Genomic DNA, 16882 nt, shown 5'->3' with positions numbered 1-16882 from the left:
TCAATATAAACATTCCGCGCTGGCAATAGGACTGTACAAATCAGGGAGAACGTGGCTGAAGCAAGGAGTGAGCGATCCCACCGAAATTTCGCTACGCAGGGCTACAATGTGGACCCGTTCGAAAGACCGGGTCGGGATTCCGCCGTATCCGCGTCCAAGCGGGCGGCCGGTTCAGGTCTCAACCATCCACGTCGTCGAGGAGGAGTACCCCCACTTCTCCACGGCCAAGTCGTGGTCACCGTCGGCGATGGCTGTCATGTTCGTCCCGACCTCCTTGGCCGAGAGACCGAGTTCGTCGCCGATAAGCCGCGATTTGAAATACGTCTGGTCGTCAGCATTGGAACGGAGATACTCCAGAATACGTCGCTGCTTGTCCGAGAGCGGACTGTCGGGGGTTTGCGCGGTGGCGCTCATTAGTACAGTTACGAACAGTACCGAGACACCCTTATGGGATTTGGTACAGACGGTTAACGGCTCGCTGTCTTGCGGTTTTCCCCTGCTCGAAGCAGGGATACGGCCGCGAGTTGGGCCACGCAGCAAGTAGTTGGTACAGCCGGGAAACACCGCGGGTGCCCGTCATCGCCCCGCAGTTGGAACGGTACCAGCCGTTCGCTCCGGCAGTTCTTTAGTAATGGCCCGTTTTGTGGCCGAACGGAGGTCTATCACATTGGAAATCTCGGATCAGCTGCTGTGTCTGTTCAGTGCCGATATCCGCGACGAGGGGGACCGGTACGTCGTGGAGGTACCGCGTCGAGAGGTCGAGACGGGCGCAGTCGACTCGGGCAGTACCTACCGTGTTGCGCTCATCTCCGCAGACGAGGGGACAGAAGCGGACGAGGAGACGGTGTCAGACACGCCACCGGACCAGCCACAGCCGCCGGTCGAACCGGGTGAGACGCGCTACGTCGAGATCGAGGACATCGGGAAGCAGGGCGACGGCATCGCTCGCGTCGAACGCGGCTACGTCATCATCGTTCCCGGGGCCGAAATCGATGAACGAGTCAAGATCGAAATCACCGAGGTCAAGTCGAACTTCGCGGTCGGCGAAATCATCGACGACGTTTGAACTTACTCGTAGGGACTTCCGTCGGGGCGCTTTGCCCCTTCGGAGTCGTGGACGACGACCTGTCCGGCTGACGGGTCGACGGGCCGATAGTTGTCGCGGACGCCGATGGCTTCCGTCAGTTCTCGAATGGCGCGTTCCTTGAGCGCTGCGGCTAGTTCCTCGGCATCGACTCTGGAGATATCCCGACCGAGCCCCTCGCATTCGTGGGCTCGAACCATCCCTTCCTCGCCGACGGCCTCGCCCATCGGCTGGCTCGTCCCGCCGAGCGCGACGCTGAAGGGGTAGGTCCGGCAGATGAGCGGGCGGTCGCCGTGGACCGTACAGGCACCTGTGCCGTCGTCGTCTTCGGCGTAGAAGGTACAGTCGCCGCAGTCGTCGGTCTGGAGCGCCCACTCGAACGTCTCGCCTTCGGGACCGTCCGGACCGTCAGCTAATCCGTACGGCATCGGCCGGGCCACGTCGCGGAAGTCGTACTCCCCGGCCGCCTGTAGCTGCCGGATTTCGTCGGGAAACACCGTCGCCGTGTGGGGTTCGGCGTCGGTCTCGGCGGAACCGTCGCTCCTTTCGGAGCCAGCGCTCTCGCTGGCACCGTCGGCGGTCTCGTCGGCGCTTTCGCCACCCTCACCACATGCCGACTCGGCCTTGCAGCAGGCCCCACAGCGGGTGCATTCGAACCCGATGGTCTCGATAGCGTCGGCCAGTTCCGACTCGTCGAGCGCACGGGCCCGTTCGAGTTCGGTTTCCAGGGAGTCCACAGCCGTGGTAGCGGTCCGACGGGCAAAAAGGGCGCGTCACTCCACTGGGTTCAGTGCGGCCCGCTCGCCGTCCCACGAAACGGAACCCTCGACGGCGAGCTTTTCGAGATGGGCCAGCACTGTCCCGCGGGCCAGGTCGCGAACGCCGGTCAGATCTTTCTCGTAGGCGGCGTCGAGGACTTCGTCGAGGGTGTCGGCCCCGTCGTTGACAGCCGCCCGAACACATCGCTCGCGCTCCAGTCGGTGGCCGATGAGGCGCGCACAGGTCTCCCGTGGGGCTTCGATACGCGGCCCGTGGCTCGGCAACAGTGCATCGGGGTTTCTGGCGTGGAGACGACGTAGCGACGCGAGATAGGCCCGAACGTCGCCCTCTGGTGCACCGACGACGACGCTGCCCTCGGCGACGGCGAGGTCACCGGAGACGACGGTGCCGTCGGCTGCGAAGGCGACGTGCTCCGGCGCGTGTCCCGGCGTGTCGAGGACGGTCACCGGGCCGGCGTCGGTCGGAATCGTCGTCCCGTCGCTGAACAGTTTGTCAGGGGTAATGCCGGTCGCAGCCTCGAATGCGGCCGCTCGGCCACGGCGCGCCCAGACCGTCGCATTCGTCTCTCTGGCGTAGTCTGCGACGGCACCGGCGTGGTCAGGGTGGTAGTGTGTGAGCGCGATGTGGGCGAGAGTGCGGTCACTGAGAAGCGAATCGAGCGCATCATCTGTATCCGCGGGATCCACGAGAAGGGCCGCCTCGTCGCCGCAAACGTATGCTGCCGTGCTGCCGGTCGGTGCCCGTGTCGGGACGGACACGTCGGCCCGCTGCCAGTCCATGCCGGCCGGTCAGACCGTGAGGAAATAAACCTGTTTGCGTGCGTCGGTGAAACTGTACCGCGAGTCGACCAGTTCTGACTCCTCCAGTCGGTTCAGGGCGTACCTGACAGTCCGGTCCGGGAGCAGCGAGTTCTCGGCTAGTTCGCCCTGTGACAGCGGGGCGTCGTCCTCCAGCACCTTCGCGACGAGCTTCGCGCTCGGCGGGAGTTCACGCAGGGTGTCGCGGAACTCCTCGTCGGTGAAAGGTGCTGGTGCAGCGTTTTCAGTTAATGCGCTCATAGTGGTGGATATTCAAGGCGTACTGGTAAAACTTGGCTATATGCATGACCAAACAATACAGATTCTATGAAGTGTTTAATGTATCCTTATACAGAACCGTCATCGTGCGGTTCCGGTCGCTATCCCGAAAACACGCCCAGAACTATCAAGCTCAAGAGCGCGACCGGACCTGGTCTGACTGGAAAACAGCCCGACTGATGAAAGGGGATTCCAGTATCGTTTTATCCCCCGCGGGGTGAGCAATACACCGTGAAAGGGCAGGAGTGGTATCAGGCCGACACCGTGGCCGAAGAGTACGAGGCCAAGCGGTTCTCCCGTGGCGGTCGGCTGATCGACCGACGTGAAAAGCAGGCCGTCCTCGACGCAATCGGCCCCGTGGCTGATAAGGACGTGTTAGAGGTAGCCTGCGGGACCGGACGGTTCACTGTGATGCTGGCCGAGCGCGGCGCGAACATCACCGGGCTGGACATCTCAGGACCGATGCTCCAGCAGGGCCGTGAGAAAGCACAGGCGACTGGCGTTGACGACCACGTCGAGTTCATGCGGGGCGACGCAGCCCGACTCCCGTTCCCGGACGACCATTTCGACACCGTGTTTGCGATGCGCTTTTTCCATCTGGCGGACACGCCGGCGGCGTTTCTCGCGGAGATGCGCCGCGTCTCGAAGGAGCAAGTCTTCTTCGACACGTTCAACCGGTTTTCGACCCGGTCGATATACAACTGGGCGCTCCCGATGGGGTCGCGGCTCTACTCCCGCTGGGAAATCGACCGGCTGTTAGACGGGGCTGGACTGGAACTGACCGACGCGAACCACGACTGGCTGCTGCCCTACGGGTTCTACCGGAAGATCCCGAACGAACTGGCCGCCTCGTTTCGCTCGCTCGATACGGCGCTTGGCGGCACGCCCCTCGGCGAGAAACTGGCCTCGGTGTCGTACTGGAACACCCACGTGTAGCGCACCGGCACTCGAAAGACCCGTTTTCCCCTGAATGGGAAGGTCGACAGCCGTCTCCCGCGACTTTTAAGCGCCTTCGCCGTCGTACCCAGAGGTATGGATATCTCGGTAGTGGTCCCGACGTTGAACGGCCGGGAGGAGCTGACCGGCTGTCTGGACGCACTCACCGAGCAGGTTCCCGATGCGGAAGTGATCGTCGTCAACGGCCCGTCGGCTGACGGCACGACGGGAATGGTCCGCGACCGGGACGACGTGTCTATCCTCGTCGAAATCGCCGACCGTTCGGTCACGGTCGCTCGAAACGCCGGGATCGACCGAGCGACGGGGGACGTGATCGCGCTCGTCCACCAGTCGCTCTCGGTCGAGTCCGGCTGGGCCGACGCCGTCAAGAGCGGGCTCTCGGGAGCAGCCCAGGCCATCACCGGGCCGACACACCAGCAACTGTGGGCCGGGATGACGACCGAAACGGAGGAGACACGGACGATAGCCGGCCGCGACGTGACGTATTTCAACCCCGGAAACGTCGCGTTCGACGCGGAGGTACTGGAAGCACTCGACGGGTTCGACGAGTACCTGAACGTCGGCAGCGCCCGGGACTTCGCACACCGGATGGCCGCCGGTGACTACGGTGTCGCCTGGAGCACGGAGATGTGCGTCAGCCGCGAGTTCGAGGCCGACGGCGGGATCGCGGAGACCGACTGGAACTGGAAGTACCGCTCGCTCGCCTATCGGTTGGTGAAAAACTACAACGTCCGACCGACCGTGGTGCGGCGAATCCTCAGCCACGCGGCGGGTGACGCGAAGGACGCGCTGATCGATGTCGTGCGCGGGGAGACGACGCCGTCGCAGTGGCTCGGCAACGGGCAGGACGTGTTCGGCGGCGTCGGGTCCGGAATCGTCGACGGCCTCCGCGCACGCGTGACCGACCGGACACCCTGTCGGAACCCGAACGGACGCTCCGCGCGCGCGGACCGCGCGGTGACTGTGTACGACTGGCGGTAGTAGCGGTAACCGGTACTGGCCGCAACCGTTCGACCGGAACAGGAGTTGTCGGCGGTCAGGGCGCCAGCGCCTCGATGACGCGGTTGGGATTGTTCGAGAACACCTTTCGCATCGCGTCTTCGGGAACATCCAGTGTCAGAATCTCCATCACGGCCACGTTCGGGTGGACGCTGGGGACGCCGCTCCCGAAGAGAACTCGGTCAGGATGTTCCAAGATGGCGCGCTCCATCGGCCGTCGATAGCGGACCGCGCTGGTGTCGAGATACAGTTGATCGTGCGTCTCCAGCAGATCGATAGCCTGGTCCATCAGATCCTGCCGGAGTGGGTGCGCGCCGAAGTGCGAGAGAATGACCGGGAAATCGTACGCTAACAGCGATTCGGCGACAGTTTCGGGCGGAAACCCTTCGCCGCCGTGGACGATGACGGGCAACGATACGGACTCCAGTTCTGCGAGGACTTCCTCGTCGGGCAGTCCGTCCGTCGGTGGATGGAGTTTGAAACCGTAGAACCGGTCGTCGTAGGCGTACTGCTCGATGTCTTCCGGCGAGGTGTGGTCCTCTGTGCGGCTGCTCGCGAGGTTGCGGAGGGTCGACCCGGGACCGCTCCCCGGGTCCCGAGCGCCGTTGACTCTGGCGAAGGCCACCATCGGTCGCTCGACGGTCATCCGGGCGACGGCGTTGTTCGCTTTCAGATACGAGCCGTCTCGCTCGCCGGGGAAGACGACGGAGCGGACGACGCCGGCCTGGTGCATCTCCCGTTCCAGTTGCTCCGGGTCACCCATGCCGTCTCGGGGTCGGCGCTGCTCGTCGGGTTCCAGCCGCGCGTGCACATCGACGACGCGAAACCCGTGCTCCAGCTCCAGCATCTACTATACGGTGTGTATACCCCTATATTAAAACATGTGCAGGTCCGGCCGATATTACGGGGACAGCACGGCGCTGTCGCCCAACGAGCGGTCCGCGGTGTTAGAAAGTTTTATATAGAACCGCTTGCCTTGTCTTAAGTGAGGTTCAACACATATGTCATCTGGCCAGCGACGCATGGGCGGCCAGCCTCTTTTCATCCTTGATGAGGACGCCCAGCGCACACACGGGAAGGACGCACAGTCATCGAACATCTCCGCCGGAAAGGCCGTAAGCGAGTCCGTACGGACCACGCTCGGTCCCCGCGGCATGGACAAGATGCTCGTCTCCGACGACGGTGATGTGGTCATCACCAACGACGGGGCGACCATCCTCTCCGAGATGGACATCGAACACCCCGCGGCCCAGATGATCGTCGAAGTCGCCCAGACCCAGGAGGACGAAGTGGGCGACGGAACGACGACAGCGTCCGTGCTGGCCGGGGAACTGCTGACGAAAGGCGAGGACCTGCTCGAAGACGACGTCCACCCGACGACAATCGTCGAGGGGTACTCCGCCGCCGCCGAACTCGCACGCGAGGCCATCGACGAGATCGTCCTCGACGTCGACCTCGACGACGAGACGCTCGTCGAAGTCGCCGAATCCTCGATGACCGGCAAGGGCACCGGTGACGTCGAGGCCGGGCGACTCGCCGAAGTCGTTGTCGACGCTGTCCGCCACGCCAAGAGCGACAACGGCGTCCGCCGGGACAACATCGAGGTCCACACCCAGACGGGTGCGGCTTCCTCCGCGACCAAGCTCGTCGAGGGCGTCATCGTCGACGAGACGGCCGTCCACGACAACATGCCGACGTCCGTCGAGGACGCGTCAATCGCGGTCATCGACACCGAGCTCGACGTCCGCGAGAGCAACATCGACGCCGAATACAACGTCTCCAGCGTCGACCAGCTCAACGCCGCGCTCGACGCCGAAGAGAGCGAACTGCAGGGCTACGCCGAGGAAGTCCTCGAAAGCGGCGCTGACGTCGCGTTCGTCACCGAGGACGTCGCCGACCGCGTCGCCTCCCAGCTCGCCAAGGAAGGCGTCTTCGTCGCTGACAGCATCAGCTCCTCGACCGCCAAGGATATCGTCGAGGCTACCGGCGCGAAGCGCGTCGGCTCGCTCGAAGCCCTTGACGAGGACGCGCTCGGCCACGCCGACAGCGTCGACGTCGAGAAGCAGGGCGACGACGACGTGACGTTCATCACCGGCGGCGCGACCGCCGAGTCCGTCACGGTCATCGCCCGCGGCTCCACCGAACACGTCGTCGACGAGCTCGAACGCGCGCTCAACGACGCGCTCGACACCGTCATCGCCGCGCTCGACGCCGGCGGTGTGGTCCCCGGCGCAGGCGCAACCGAGATCGCCATCGCCGACCACATCCGCTCCGAAGCGGCGTCCATCGAGGGCCGCAAGCAACTCGCCGTCGAAGCGTTCGCCGACGCCGTCGACGTGCTGCCCCGCACGCTCGCGGAGAACACGGGCCTCGACGCAATCGACGCGCTCGTCGACCTCCGTGCCGAACACGAGAGCGAGGGCATCGCCGGCATCATCAGCGAGGGCCAGACCGGCATCGTCGGTGACCCCGTCGACTACGGCATCCTCGACCCCGCCGCTGTCAAGCGCGAAGCGGTCGACTCCGCCACCGAGGCGGCGACGATGATCGTCCGGATCGACGACGTCATCTCGTCGAGCTAAGCGAGATAGCGGTACTGGCGCTCTGACCTGTTTTCTTTTGACTCCGCTGAATAGCCCCGCGACCGCCGACGGAGAAGACGTCGCTCAGTCGCTACTGGGCTCGACGGACAGCGTCAGCGTCGCATCACTGCCGTCGGCGAGCGTCGCAACGAGGTTCCGGTCCACGTCACCGGCCGCCGCGTCGGCGTTCACCATCACCGTGCGGTCGTCGACGTAGTCACTGGTCCGCAGGACGTGGCTCCGGTCGTTCTCGAAGGACAGGTCGGGATGGCCGGTCCCGGTCACAGTAACGGTGTGGTCGCCGGCCTCGATGGTCGCCGTAATCGTCGCGTCGGTGTCCTGGCAGGCCGCCACGAACTCGTCGTCGAAGTCGGCGGGGACGCGGTCGGCTTCGATGGCGAGGATGCAGTCGCCCGCGGGCGTCAGAAAGTCGTCGCTCGTCACTTCCAGCGTGCTCGCGTGCTCGCCGGTCACGTTCTCGTGGCCCTGTGCCTGGACCACTTCCTCGAGTGTCATACCTCCCGGTCACTGCCGGGCGTACTTCAGCGGGACGACTCCGACCGGACGACGGTAACCGTCACCGCACCGCAGGCGCACTCGTGGGCCTCGCGGCGGCCGGCGTCGGTCTCGAACACCAGGGCTGGCTCGCCGAGCGGGCGCTCGCAGTGCTGGGCCTCGCAGGTCGGTGTCGCCGCCTCGTGTAGTTCGGTGAGCATAGCTGGATAGTAGATGGCTACCTATGTCAAAGCGAGCCATCCCCGGAGTGAAAGTGAAAGTGAAGCCGTGGGGCAAAGGATATGCCCCCGCGGAACGGGCCACAAGGTATGTCGCTGGAGTGGCGCGGCGCGGCGGTTGCGCCGGACGACGAGATGCCGTCCCCGGAGTCGTGGGAACCGGTGTCAGTGCCCGGCCGGCCCGAGCAGTTCGCCGGCGCCGAGGCCGTGGCCTACGAAACGACGTTCTCGGACCCGCGGGACGAGAGCGACGCACACATCCTGCTTGTACTGAACGGGATGTACGCGCACACACGCGTCTGGTGCAACGGTGATCTGCTCACCACTCACGACGCCTACTTCGAACCGCTCCGGATTCGGCTCCCCGAGAGTGAGGAATACCGGGTCATCGTGGAGTGTCGGGCACCGGCGGACCGCTTCGGCGGCCTGCATGCGACCGACCAACTCCCGCCGGAGCGCTGTGTCCCGGGCATCTGGTGGGACGCGACACTCGAAACCAGACCGGACCCCTGTGTGAGCGAGCTTTCCGTCCAGCCACAGGTATCGGAAGAAGACGTAACCGACGCGACGGTGGAGGTCTCGGCGACCGTCCTGACAGAAGAGCCACTCGACGACCGGATAACGCTCTCGCTCCGGCCGGAGGGCGACGTGCGCGGCGGCGGGATGATGGACCGAGCCCGCGTCTCGACCGACGAGGAGACGGCGACGGTGACGTACACGATGGACGTTCGCGACCCGTCGCTGTGGTGGCCCCACGACCGCGGCGAGCAGTCCCGCTACGTCCTCAGGGCAAAACTCGGCGACGACGAGCACTCGGTGACGACGGGACTACGCACCGTTTCGTACGACGACGGTCTGCGGATCAACGGCGAGGACGTGCCGGTTCGCGGCGTGACACTGCTGGACCCAACTATAGAGGATATCACGCGAGCCGTCGACGCCAACGCGAACCTGGTCCGGATGCGTGCCCAGGGAACACCGCCCGAAGTAGTTCGCGCCTGTGACGACCACGGCGTCCTGCTCTGGCAGGACCTCCCGCTGTCCGGCCCTGGTTCGTTCGACAGCGACCGGGGGACCGACCTCGCGGCGCGGCTTGATGCGACCTACGCACAGCACCCCAGTTTCGCGGCCGTCGGCGTCCACGACGAACCGGTGTCGTCGTACGCCGATGGCCTTGGGTCCGGCTTTCTCGACCGACTGCGGTTCCGATGGCGGGCCTGGCGAGCTGGCTACGACAGCGCCGAGGCCGAGTCGGTGGCTGGGGCCGTAGACTCCGTGCCGACGTTCCCGGTCGTCGGGCCACCCGGAATCGACCCCGACGCGGCCACGCTGTACCCGGGGTGGCGGTACGGCGACACGGCCGACCTCCCGTGGCTCTGTTCCCAGTTCGGCGTCGGCGATGTCGTCGCCGGCTTCGGCGCCGGTGCGCTGGGAACGACGGAGCCCGACGGCAGCCCTGGATTCGATAGCGCCTGCCACGACCGCCACGTCGACGGCGGCCTCGATGCGTCACAGGCGTATCAGGCCGGCGTCGTCCGTGCGGTCGCTGAGACGCTCCGGCAGCGCAACGCGCCGCTCATCGTCGTGGACAGTCTCCGGGATGTCGGGGACGCCGGCATGGGGCTGCTCGCCGCTGACGGGACCGAGAAGACGGCGTTCGGTGTCCTCGCCGACAGCTACGAGCCCACACAAATAGTTCTCTCGGGCGCGACGCCCGGCGAGCAAGATATCGTCGTGCTCCACGACCGACCGAAGAAAGCGGACCTCACCGTGGAGTGGGACCGCAACGGTGACCGCGAACAGGCCGAGCACACTGTCGGGCCGTTCGCCCGCGTCACCGTCGACACGCTCACCCTTTCGGCCGGTGACGACGTGACGCTCGCCGCCACCGATGGCCAGACTGTCGTGAAAAACGAATATAGTATTAGCGAGTAATACACGGGCGTGATATGCCAGGGTAACTCGGTGCGACATTGACCCTCTCACCCCCGTAATAGGGCGTGTGAGACGTTGACGCGGTATTCGGTGCACCGGAATGTTTAAACAATATCCACCTCTATCTGTAGACACCAGAACGCTTCCGCGTTCAGGCAGTATCGCTTTCAGCCCAACATGAGAGGGAACCCTTGTTATTGGTGTCAGCCCCTCAGTAGTGGGCCGACTGTCTGTGCTGAAGCGGTGATGGCATAGAGGATTCAACAATGGCAGACTCGATAGACGAATCAAAGAACGTTACAGTAACAGAAGAGGATCTCGAAAACAAATCGAAAGGCGAGCTTATCAAACTCGCCGGCCAGCTCCGTGACCGACGGAACGAGCTGAACCAGATGGCGTCCGAGCGGGCCTCCGCCCGCGACGACCTGAACGCGAAGACTCGCGAGAAGGTCGACGAAGCGCAGGAACACCGCGAGAAGCGCGACGAGCTCAACGAGCAGGTTCAAGAGCACAAGGACCAGCGCAACGAGCTCAATGCGGAAGCAAACGAGCTGTTCGACAAGGTCGACAACCTGAAAAACGACCTCGAACTCGACGAGGGCACGTCGGTCGAACAACTCAAAGAGGAGATCGAAGACCTCGAGTTCAAGCAACAGACCGAAGTGCTCTCCTCGGAAGACGAGAAGGAGCTCATCGAGAAGATTGAGACCAAGCGCGAGAAGCTCCAGGAGAAACAGGAGAAGCTCGATCAGGGCGGCGACCTCGAAGAGCTCAAAGAGGAAGCAGAAGAGGTCCGTTCGGAAGCCTCAAAACACCACCAGAAGGTCACGGAACTGGCCGACGAGGCCCAGAAGCACCACAACGAGATGATCGAGGCCTACCGCGAGGCCGACGAGATCCGTGACGAGGCCGACGAGAAGCACGAGGAGTTCGTCGAAGCGCAGGAAGCGGCCGACCAGCACCACGAAGACTTCGTCCGCGTCCAGAAGCGCCTGCGCGAACTCGACAAGAAGGAAGAGGAACAGGAGCGCTCCCAACGCGAGGAGAAGCAGGAAGCCGCTCGCGAGGAAGCCGAGGAGATTTATCAGAAGTTCAAGGAAGGCGAGACCCTCGACACCGAGGACCTGATGAAGCTCCAGAAGGCCGGCAAGCTGTAAGTCTGCGGGATTTTCTCTCTGTTTTCACTGACAATAGATGCATCACCCATTCGGCCTGCTCCAGCTCGGTGCGCTCTCGCTCATCCCGACAGCTCTCGGTGGGGTCCTATTCGGCCTCGCGCTGGCCGCACCGCCGGGCCCAATGAACGCCGTTATCGCTGAGGAGAGCGCCTTGCGGGGCTGGCGGGCCGGCTTCTTCGCCGGCCTCGGCGCGATGACCGCTGACGCCTGTTTTCTCGTGCTCGCAGTGCTCGGCGTCGCCACGGTCATCACCGAGACCCCTGGCCTCCGACGCGTAATGGTCGGTGCCGGCGGGCTCCTGATGCTCTGGTTCGCTTACGGCGCAGTCCAGGACGCACACACCGTCGCCGGGACGGAGCCGTCGGTCACGTCCGGAGACAGTCGCGGCTTTCGCAAGGCGCTCGTGCTGGCACTGACGAACCCCTATCAGGTCGCCTTCTGGCTCACCGTCGGCATTGGCCTCCTCGAACCGGGCGTGGTCGACGTAGCGTCGTACGTGCCCGTGGTCGGGACTGACGCGCTAACCGTACAGACCGGGCATCCGGTGCTGCTGGGTGGATTCTTCGGCGGTATCGGCCTCTGGATTACGGGGTTCCCGGCGGCAATCGTCGCCGCGAGAGCGCGTATCGAGCGGCTCGCACCGCTCATCGCGTGGGTCAGCGCCGCCGTTCTCGCCGGGACCGGTATCCTGTTCGTGTTGCGGGCGCTATGAGTCGCCCATCCCGGTCGCCACGTCGTCGAGATCGTCTTCGACCGCCATTTCGGCAACTTCCATCGTCAGCCACTCCTGGAACCAGCGAGTCCGCTTGAGTCGCTGGTGGACGATGGACTCGGCCGTGTCGCTCTCGACGCGCTCGCGCGCGTCCTCGCCGCGCTCGATGACACGGTCGACCATCTCGGCCGCGTCCATGTGGGTCCGGGATTCGTAGCCCATGCGCAACAGCATCAGGGCAGTCCCGTTTGCACCGACCTTATCCAGGATATCCGCCTCAATGAGGCACTGGACCTCCAGAGGCAGGTCGTCCAGTGGCCCCTGGTACGAGTGGGCCTCAACGGCGGAGCAGACCTGTTCGATAAACGATTCGGGGTAGTCACCGTGTGCCGTCAGATACTCGCGCGCGATCCGAGCGCCGGCTTCCGCATGGAGGTCCTGTTCAGCTTCCAGTTTCGCGATGTCGTGAAACAACGCTGCCACGCGGGTCACGTCCACGTTCGCCCCTTCTTTGCGGGCAATTTTTGTCGCGATGTCGACGACGTTGAGGATGTGGTTGAAGCGGTACTCCGCGGAGTGCCACGGGTACCAGCGCATGCGGCCGCCCTCTTCTTCGTTTTCGACGCTCGCCGCGAGATAGTCGTGGACGAACTCCTTCATCTCCTCGAACGCGTCGGCTGAGACAGGTGACTCCCTAATCTCGACGCCCACAGCACCACCTCCAGAGACGGATTTCGATATTCATCTTACACATATAGACGTACGTTCGACTCTTTAGCGTTACGACAGGGAGAACGACTGCCACACCCGGCATTTCCAGCCGTAAACAGCGTCGCGAAACCGGTTTTCGGAACAAACTGTTCAGACACTGGACAACTCCCATCGCTATCCCGACTCTGTGTCAGGCGATTTCTGTGTCGGCCGGCAGCCGATTACTGGTTCCCAGCGGCTGGGAACATTAGTCCGGCTTTTTACATCTAATAAATAAATCGGTACATATGCCTCTCCAGCCACTTCACACGCCCGTCGGCGATGTGTCGATCGTTACCCACGCGATCAACGAACACGCGGTGACTGACGTGCTCGTCGGCGTCGGTATCGCCCTGTGTCTGTTCGGACTGTACTACAAGCTGATACTGCTCCCCGCGAATAGGCGGGAATCGTCACAACGCACGGGGGGCCAGTCGCCGCCGTAATTACAGGTAGGCGGCGTCCCAGCGCATCGGCTTGCGAACGTTCCCGCAGTTGTCACATTCAATACGACCCATCGAGTCCATCGCGTTTGCCAGCGTCTCGCAGTTACTGCAGTAGTAGCCGTAGCGGTCACTCCCCTCCTCTGAAACGTGGACCACGTGGAACGGCGCCATCGACCCGGACTCGTGGTTGTTGTGATCGACGTACACTGTCCGACCGTCATCAGTGATGGGCTCGCGACCGAGTTCGTCGGCGTCGGTGTAGAGGTTCTCGACGTAGGTCCGTCCGGCGATGTCGACTTCACCCGTGCCGGCGCGTTCGAAGCCGCGGTCCTCGTAGAAGCTGTTGCCCTCAACGTTGTCGGCGAGGACGCGCCCCTGAAGCGTCTCGGCACCGCGGTCATGGAGTTCCCGGTGGGTCTCGTCGAACAATGCCGACCCAATCCCCTCGCCGCGGTATGCTGGGTCGACGTGCAGCCAGAGGATCGTCCCGATACTATCTCCTGATAGAACACTCTCCGAGAGGCCGACCACCTGCCCGTCCTGCTCGCCGACGAGAATCAACCGATTACTCTCATCGTCGAGCACTTCCTCGATGCGCTCTTCGTCGTACCACTCCTCGATAGCGCTCGTAATCGCCTTCGGCCCCAGCGAATACGACGCCTCTAATGAGCGACGCGCCACGTCACGGATAGCCGGTCGGTCCGACGGTACTGCCTCCCTGATTTGCATATGGCACTAGTTGGCACGGAACATCATAAATCTACAGTTCGATGTCAGAATTTGGGACACTCGTTAGGCTATTCATACGGGGACACTGCGAATTGTGGCCTCGACCGGATTGTGGCCGACCCCTGTCCACTCGCTGCCGCGTCGTACAGGAATGCGGACGCTGTTCGCCTTCACGCCGTAGTACAGTCCGGGCGGATTCGAACCGCGAAGGCTCGAATCCTCTCGCCTTCTGGGCCGCGAATCCACCGTGCGCTATTCGTCCTCACTTCGTTCGGACAGAATAGTCCCGGGCGGATTCGAACCGCCGTCAAGGGCTCCAAAGGCCCTTATGATTGGCCACTACACCACGGGACTTCACTCGCTTTGTTCGTTCGTCCCGCGTACCTCGCAAATCCACAGGATTTGCTCACCACCACGGGACTGCGCTCACTGTGAGCAAGCTAACCGTATTCGGTGTAATCGACGGAACGCACTTGAACGCTTCGAGAGCGGGCGGTCAGTCGCTGGTGACTTCGGCCTCGACTTCGAGCAGGCCACAGACATCGCCCTCGGGGTCGAAACAGTCCGGACACTGCGGTTCGCGGTCGATGATCGTATCGAGGCGATCAGCGACCGTTTCGTCGATGACACCTTCCAGTTGCTTTGCCTCGGCCCGGAACTCCTCGACCTCTAGCACTTCGATGAGGAACCGCTCGATAATGCAGTAGTTCTGGAGCGCCTCGCGAGCCTGTGCGATGCCGTCGTCCGTGAGATCGACGCCCTTGTACTTCTCGTGGTTCAGCAGCCCTCGATTTTCGAGTTTGCCGATCATCTCGTTTGCGCTAGCCGGACTGACATCGAGCATGTCGGCCACATCACCGGTGGATGCCGGACCGTCTTCTTGCTGTTGCGTGAGATAGATCGCTTTCAGATACTGGGCCTGCGTGTTCATTGGTAGTCCTCCATCAGGTCGGTCACGTCTTCGACGCCCTCCGCCTCGTCCTCACGGATATCCGACAGCACGGCAAGCAACCGTTCACGGTCGATGGTAAATGTCACGTCGGACGCCTCGATTGCGTCGATGAGGTCGTCGTAGAACTTGTACGCCGTCTCTTCGTTACAGAGCTGGTCGTACAGCACGCCGTCGAAGTCCTTGTCGGCTTCGTACTGGGCCTCCACCAGCGTCTCGATTTCCTCGAACGGGACGGTGTCCGCTTCGAGGTCGTCGATGAGCGCCTCCAGTTGCCGGCGGTGCTCGGCCGACTCCGTCTCGGCGTGTTCGAGGAGGTCGAGTACCGCCTGCTCGTGCTCACCGCTCGTTTCCTCGGCGTGTTTCGCGGACCGTGCCTCGACGACCTCTTCGAGGACGATACCGATCTGTAGCAGCCGGGCGAGCTGATGGTCGGACGCGACCGGCTGTGTGAGACTCACGGCAACACCCCCGCTCGGCGCTGTGCTGCAGTCATACACGTAGTTCGGGGAGGGCCGGACTTAAGCGGTTCCCTGTCGTCGAGCCCGCGATGCCCTCCGGTCGGGGGACTCGCTCAATCACCGCCTGCTGCTTGCTCGTGTCAGGCGGACCGCAACGTTACCGGGGATTACCGAATTATCAGTGACGACGGGAGTGTGGGGCTGAAAACGGATTGTCGGGTTTCGTGAGCAGTTGCTCACTCACGAAGACGCCGCGGGAGCAAACTCCCGCGAGCCTGCGTTCATAGCCCTACAGGCTATTCACGCAACCGCTCGTAGATCAGCTGGTCGAGATCCTCGCGGAGTTCGTCGACCTGCACCTCTTCGAGCACGGGGACGTAGAACCCTTCGACGAGCATGTTCTTCGCTCGTTCCGGGTCGACGCCACGGGAGGTCATGTAGAACATGTCCTCTTCGTCGACCTGCCCGACCGTCGCGGAGTGGGAGGCCTCGGTGTCGTGGTTGTTGATGATGAGCTTCGGCGACGCGTCGGCCTCGGAGTCGTCAGAGAGCATGAGCGTGTTCTCACGCTGATACGACGACGTGTCCCAGGCCTCGCGGCCGACGTCCTGGACGCCTTCGTACACCGAGCGGGCGTCGTCGTCGAGGACGCCGCGGGTGACGAGGTCGGCGATGGTGTGTTCGGCCTCGTGCCAGACACGCGACGCGATGTCGAAGTGCTGGTCCTCGTGGCCGAAGAACGCACCCAGAATCTGCGACTCGGAGGAGTCACCCAGCAGTCGGGTCTCGACGCTGGACTTGGTCAGGCGGGAGCCGATGTTGCCGTCGATCCAGTTGACCGTGGCGTAGGTGTCGGCGTGGCCGCGCTTGACCTGGAAGTTGTAGGTCTCTTCCGAGAGGTTCTGGAGCGCGCCGTACTGGACGTAGGCGTTCTCCTCGGCGACGACTTCGACGACGCCGGAGTAGTACTGGTCGTCGTCAGTCGTCTCGCCGGTCTGCTGGCGTTCGAGAATCGTCACCGACGAGGACTCCTCGGCGAGGACGAGCGTGTAGTTGAACAGCGACTGGCTGTTCATCGTCGTCCGGATCTTCACGTCCTCGGCGTCGACGCCCTCGGGGACGTAGACGACTGTCCCGGCCGAGAACAGGGCCGTGGACAGCGCAGTGAGGTAGTCCCGCTGCGGATCGACGACGCTGCCGAAGTGTTCCTCGACGAGGTCCGCGTGCTCGTCGAGCGCCTCGCTCCAGGACAGCACCTCGACGCCCTCTGCGTCGACGCGGTCCTTGTCCTGGGCGTAGTCGAGGGGGTCGACCAGCGACTCGTATTCGAGCGCATCCAGGTTCGTCCAGGTGCGACCCGGCGTCCGGATGACGTCCGGCATGTCGAGCTCTTCGAGCGCTGCGAGCGCGTCCTTTCGCGTCTCGAGCAGCCACTCGGGCTCGCCGAGGTCGTCCGAAATCTGTTCCACCTGGGTCTCTGTGAGATTGGCGTGTACCTGCGTACTCATGG

At 63.5% G+C, this 16882-nt stretch carries 20 protein-coding genes and 1 tRNA gene; 8 read left to right on the top strand and 13 right to left on the bottom strand.

The annotated features are described in order from the left end of the window. Positions 1-171: 171 nt before the first annotated feature. The gene (locus tag ACOZ4H_RS05925; RefSeq protein WP_424328420.1) at positions 172-414 is read right to left on the bottom strand and encodes a DUF7123 family protein; all 243 of its coding nucleotides are present in this window, start codon (positions 412-414) and stop codon (positions 172-174) included. Between the two features lie 253 nt (positions 415-667). Between ACOZ4H_RS05925 and ACOZ4H_RS05920 the strand changes: the two genes are divergently transcribed. Beyond that, the gene (locus tag ACOZ4H_RS05920; protein ID WP_424328419.1) at positions 668-1066 is read left to right on the top strand and encodes a TRAM domain-containing protein; all 399 of its coding nucleotides are present in this window, start codon (positions 668-670) and stop codon (positions 1064-1066) included. A gap of 2 nt (positions 1067-1068) precedes the next feature. On the opposite strand, the gene ACOZ4H_RS05915 is transcribed toward ACOZ4H_RS05920, so the two are convergent. From ACOZ4H_RS05915 to ACOZ4H_RS05905, 3 genes are read right to left on the bottom strand one after another with little or no spacing between them, the layout of a single operon-like run. Beyond that, positions 1069-1821: a YkgJ family cysteine cluster protein gene (locus tag ACOZ4H_RS05915; RefSeq protein ID WP_424328418.1), complete on the bottom strand. Its 753-nt coding sequence runs from the start codon at positions 1819-1821 to the stop codon at positions 1069-1071. Between the two features lie 36 nt (positions 1822-1857). After that, positions 1858-2643 (bottom strand): MBL fold metallo-hydrolase, encoded by a 786-nt coding sequence (locus tag ACOZ4H_RS05910; protein ID WP_424328417.1) that lies wholly within the window; start codon positions 2641-2643, stop codon positions 1858-1860. 9 nt (positions 2644-2652) lie between these two features. Then, a complete protein-coding gene (locus ACOZ4H_RS05905; protein ID WP_004591318.1) occupies positions 2653-2922 on the bottom strand; it encodes a MarR family transcriptional regulator in 270 nt (89 codons plus the stop codon). 249 nt (positions 2923-3171) lie between these two features. On the opposite strand from ACOZ4H_RS05905, the gene ACOZ4H_RS05900 reads away from it, so the two are divergent. Together ACOZ4H_RS05900 and ACOZ4H_RS05895 are read left to right on the top strand one after the other, a co-directional pair. Next, positions 3172-3876 carry a class I SAM-dependent methyltransferase gene (locus ACOZ4H_RS05900; RefSeq protein ID WP_004517150.1) on the top strand — a complete coding sequence of 235 codons (705 nt, stop codon included), beginning with the start codon at positions 3172-3174 and terminating at the stop codon, positions 3874-3876. A 96-nt stretch (positions 3877-3972) separates the two neighbouring features. Beyond that, positions 3973-4878 carry a glycosyltransferase family 2 protein gene (locus ACOZ4H_RS05895; RefSeq protein WP_424328416.1) on the top strand — a complete coding sequence of 302 codons (906 nt, stop codon included), beginning with the start codon at positions 3973-3975 and terminating at the stop codon, positions 4876-4878. A gap of 55 nt (positions 4879-4933) precedes the next feature. Here the strand turns inward: ACOZ4H_RS05895 and ACOZ4H_RS05890 are convergent, their stop codons facing one another. Further along, positions 4934-5743 carry an amidohydrolase family protein gene (locus tag ACOZ4H_RS05890; RefSeq protein WP_424328415.1) on the bottom strand — a complete coding sequence of 270 codons (810 nt, stop codon included), beginning with the start codon at positions 5741-5743 and terminating at the stop codon, positions 4934-4936. Positions 5744-5918: 175 nt separating this feature from the next. On the opposite strand from ACOZ4H_RS05890, the gene thsA reads away from it, so the two are divergent. Then, positions 5919-7478: a thermosome subunit alpha gene (thsA, locus tag ACOZ4H_RS05885; RefSeq protein ID WP_424330344.1), complete on the top strand. Its 1560-nt coding sequence runs from the start codon at positions 5919-5921 to the stop codon at positions 7476-7478. An 84-nt stretch (positions 7479-7562) separates the two neighbouring features. On the opposite strand, the gene ACOZ4H_RS05880 is transcribed toward thsA, so the two are convergent. Further along, a complete protein-coding gene (locus ACOZ4H_RS05880; protein WP_424328414.1) occupies positions 7563-7994 on the bottom strand; it encodes a DUF371 domain-containing protein in 432 nt (143 codons plus the stop codon). 26 nt (positions 7995-8020) lie between these two features. Beyond that, entirely contained in the window at positions 8021-8194 is a 174-nt protein-coding gene (locus ACOZ4H_RS05875; protein ID WP_004517155.1) for a hypothetical protein, read from the bottom strand. Positions 8195-8302: 108 nt separating this feature from the next. Between ACOZ4H_RS05875 and ACOZ4H_RS05870 the strand changes: the two genes are divergently transcribed. From ACOZ4H_RS05870 to ACOZ4H_RS05860, 3 genes are all read left to right on the top strand, one after another. Next, the gene (locus ACOZ4H_RS05870; protein ID WP_424328413.1) at positions 8303-10147 is read left to right on the top strand and encodes a hydrolase; all 1845 of its coding nucleotides are present in this window, start codon (positions 8303-8305) and stop codon (positions 10145-10147) included. A gap of 266 nt (positions 10148-10413) precedes the next feature. Next, positions 10414-11304, top strand: a complete 891-nt coding sequence (locus ACOZ4H_RS05865; RefSeq protein ID WP_014041042.1) for a coiled-coil protein — start codon at positions 10414-10416, stop codon at positions 11302-11304. A 37-nt stretch (positions 11305-11341) separates the two neighbouring features. Then, positions 11342-12037, top strand: coding sequence for a LysE family translocator (locus ACOZ4H_RS05860; protein WP_424328412.1), 696 nt, complete (start codon positions 11342-11344; stop codon positions 12035-12037). On the opposite strand, the gene ACOZ4H_RS05855 is transcribed toward ACOZ4H_RS05860, so the two are convergent. Beyond that, positions 12032-12748 (bottom strand): HD domain-containing protein, encoded by a 717-nt coding sequence (locus tag ACOZ4H_RS05855; protein WP_424328411.1) that lies wholly within the window; start codon positions 12746-12748, stop codon positions 12032-12034. The genes ACOZ4H_RS05860 and ACOZ4H_RS05855 overlap by 6 nt on opposite strands. A gap of 287 nt (positions 12749-13035) precedes the next feature. On the opposite strand from ACOZ4H_RS05855, the gene ACOZ4H_RS05850 reads away from it, so the two are divergent. Then, on the top strand, positions 13036-13233 hold the full coding sequence (locus ACOZ4H_RS05850; protein WP_424328410.1) for a hypothetical protein: 198 nt from the start codon (positions 13036-13038) through the stop codon (positions 13231-13233). Here the strand turns inward: ACOZ4H_RS05850 and ACOZ4H_RS05845 are convergent, their stop codons facing one another. The 5 genes from ACOZ4H_RS05845 to sufD form a co-directional block, all read right to left on the bottom strand. Beyond that, entirely contained in the window at positions 13234-13962 is a 729-nt protein-coding gene (locus ACOZ4H_RS05845) for a GNAT family N-acetyltransferase (protein WP_424328409.1), read from the bottom strand. Between the two features lie 281 nt (positions 13963-14243). Next, positions 14244-14316: transfer RNA gene (locus ACOZ4H_RS05840), tRNA-Gln, on the bottom strand. Positions 14317-14458: 142 nt separating this feature from the next. Beyond that, on the bottom strand, positions 14459-14893 hold the full coding sequence (locus tag ACOZ4H_RS05835; RefSeq protein WP_004591305.1) for a metal-dependent transcriptional regulator: 435 nt from the start codon (positions 14891-14893) through the stop codon (positions 14459-14461). After that, complete coding sequence (locus ACOZ4H_RS05830) at positions 14890-15372, bottom strand: ferritin-like domain-containing protein (RefSeq protein WP_424328408.1); 483 nt, start codon at positions 15370-15372, stop codon at positions 14890-14892. The genes ACOZ4H_RS05835 and ACOZ4H_RS05830 overlap by 4 nt, the downstream gene beginning before the upstream one ends. Positions 15373-15668: 296 nt before the next feature. Then, on the bottom strand, positions 15669-16880 hold the full coding sequence (sufD, locus tag ACOZ4H_RS05825; protein ID WP_424328407.1) for a Fe-S cluster assembly protein SufD: 1212 nt from the start codon (positions 16878-16880) through the stop codon (positions 15669-15671). Positions 16881-16882: the final 2 nt, after the last annotated feature.

It is taken from the genome of Haloarcula amylolytica, from assembly GCF_049705545.1.
GTDB classification, from domain to species: domain Archaea; phylum Halobacteriota; class Halobacteria; order Halobacteriales; family Haloarculaceae; genus Haloarcula; species Haloarcula amylolytica_B.
Note: the sequence above shows the minus strand (reverse complement) of the source record. Positions and strands in the feature narration are given on the sequence as shown.

Bases quoted from the DNA above. Each gene is read 5' to 3' on its own strand.
- ACOZ4H_RS05890 (WP_424328415.1), bottom strand. From the start codon at position 5,743: ATGCTGGAGCTGGAGCACGGGTTTCGCGTCGTCGATGTGCACGCGCGG.
- ACOZ4H_RS05870 (WP_424328413.1), top strand. From the start codon at position 8,303: ATGTCGCTGGAGTGGCGCGGCGCGGCGGTTGCGCCGGACGACGAGATG.
- ACOZ4H_RS05895 (WP_424328416.1), top strand. From the start codon at position 3,973: ATGGATATCTCGGTAGTGGTCCCGACGTTGAACGGCCGGGAGGAGCTG.
- ACOZ4H_RS05835 (WP_004591305.1), bottom strand. From the start codon at position 14,893: ATGAACACGCAGGCCCAGTATCTGAAAGCGATCTATCTCACGCAACAG.
- ACOZ4H_RS05860 (WP_424328412.1), top strand. From the start codon at position 11,342: ATGCATCACCCATTCGGCCTGCTCCAGCTCGGTGCGCTCTCGCTCATC.
- ACOZ4H_RS05880 (WP_424328414.1), bottom strand. From the start codon at position 7,994: ATGACACTCGAGGAAGTGGTCCAGGCACAGGGCCACGAGAACGTGACC.
- ACOZ4H_RS05850 (WP_424328410.1), top strand. From the start codon at position 13,036: ATGCCTCTCCAGCCACTTCACACGCCCGTCGGCGATGTGTCGATCGTT.
- ACOZ4H_RS05845 (WP_424328409.1), bottom strand. From the start codon at position 13,962: ATGCAAATCAGGGAGGCAGTACCGTCGGACCGACCGGCTATCCGTGAC.
- ACOZ4H_RS05905 (WP_004591318.1), bottom strand. From the start codon at position 2,922: ATGAGCGCATTAACTGAAAACGCTGCACCAGCACCTTTCACCGACGAG.
- ACOZ4H_RS05865 (WP_014041042.1), top strand. From the start codon at position 10,414: ATGGCAGACTCGATAGACGAATCAAAGAACGTTACAGTAACAGAAGAG.
- sufD (WP_424328407.1), bottom strand. From the start codon at position 16,880: ATGAGTACGCAGGTACACGCCAATCTCACAGAGACCCAGGTGGAACAG.
- thsA (WP_424330344.1), top strand. From the start codon at position 5,919: ATGGGCGGCCAGCCTCTTTTCATCCTTGATGAGGACGCCCAGCGCACA.
- ACOZ4H_RS05910 (WP_424328417.1), bottom strand. From the start codon at position 2,643: ATGGACTGGCAGCGGGCCGACGTGTCCGTCCCGACACGGGCACCGACC.
- ACOZ4H_RS05875 (WP_004517155.1), bottom strand. From the start codon at position 8,194: ATGCTCACCGAACTACACGAGGCGGCGACACCGACCTGCGAGGCCCAG.
- ACOZ4H_RS05925 (WP_424328420.1), bottom strand. From the start codon at position 414: ATGAGCGCCACCGCGCAAACCCCCGACAGTCCGCTCTCGGACAAGCAG.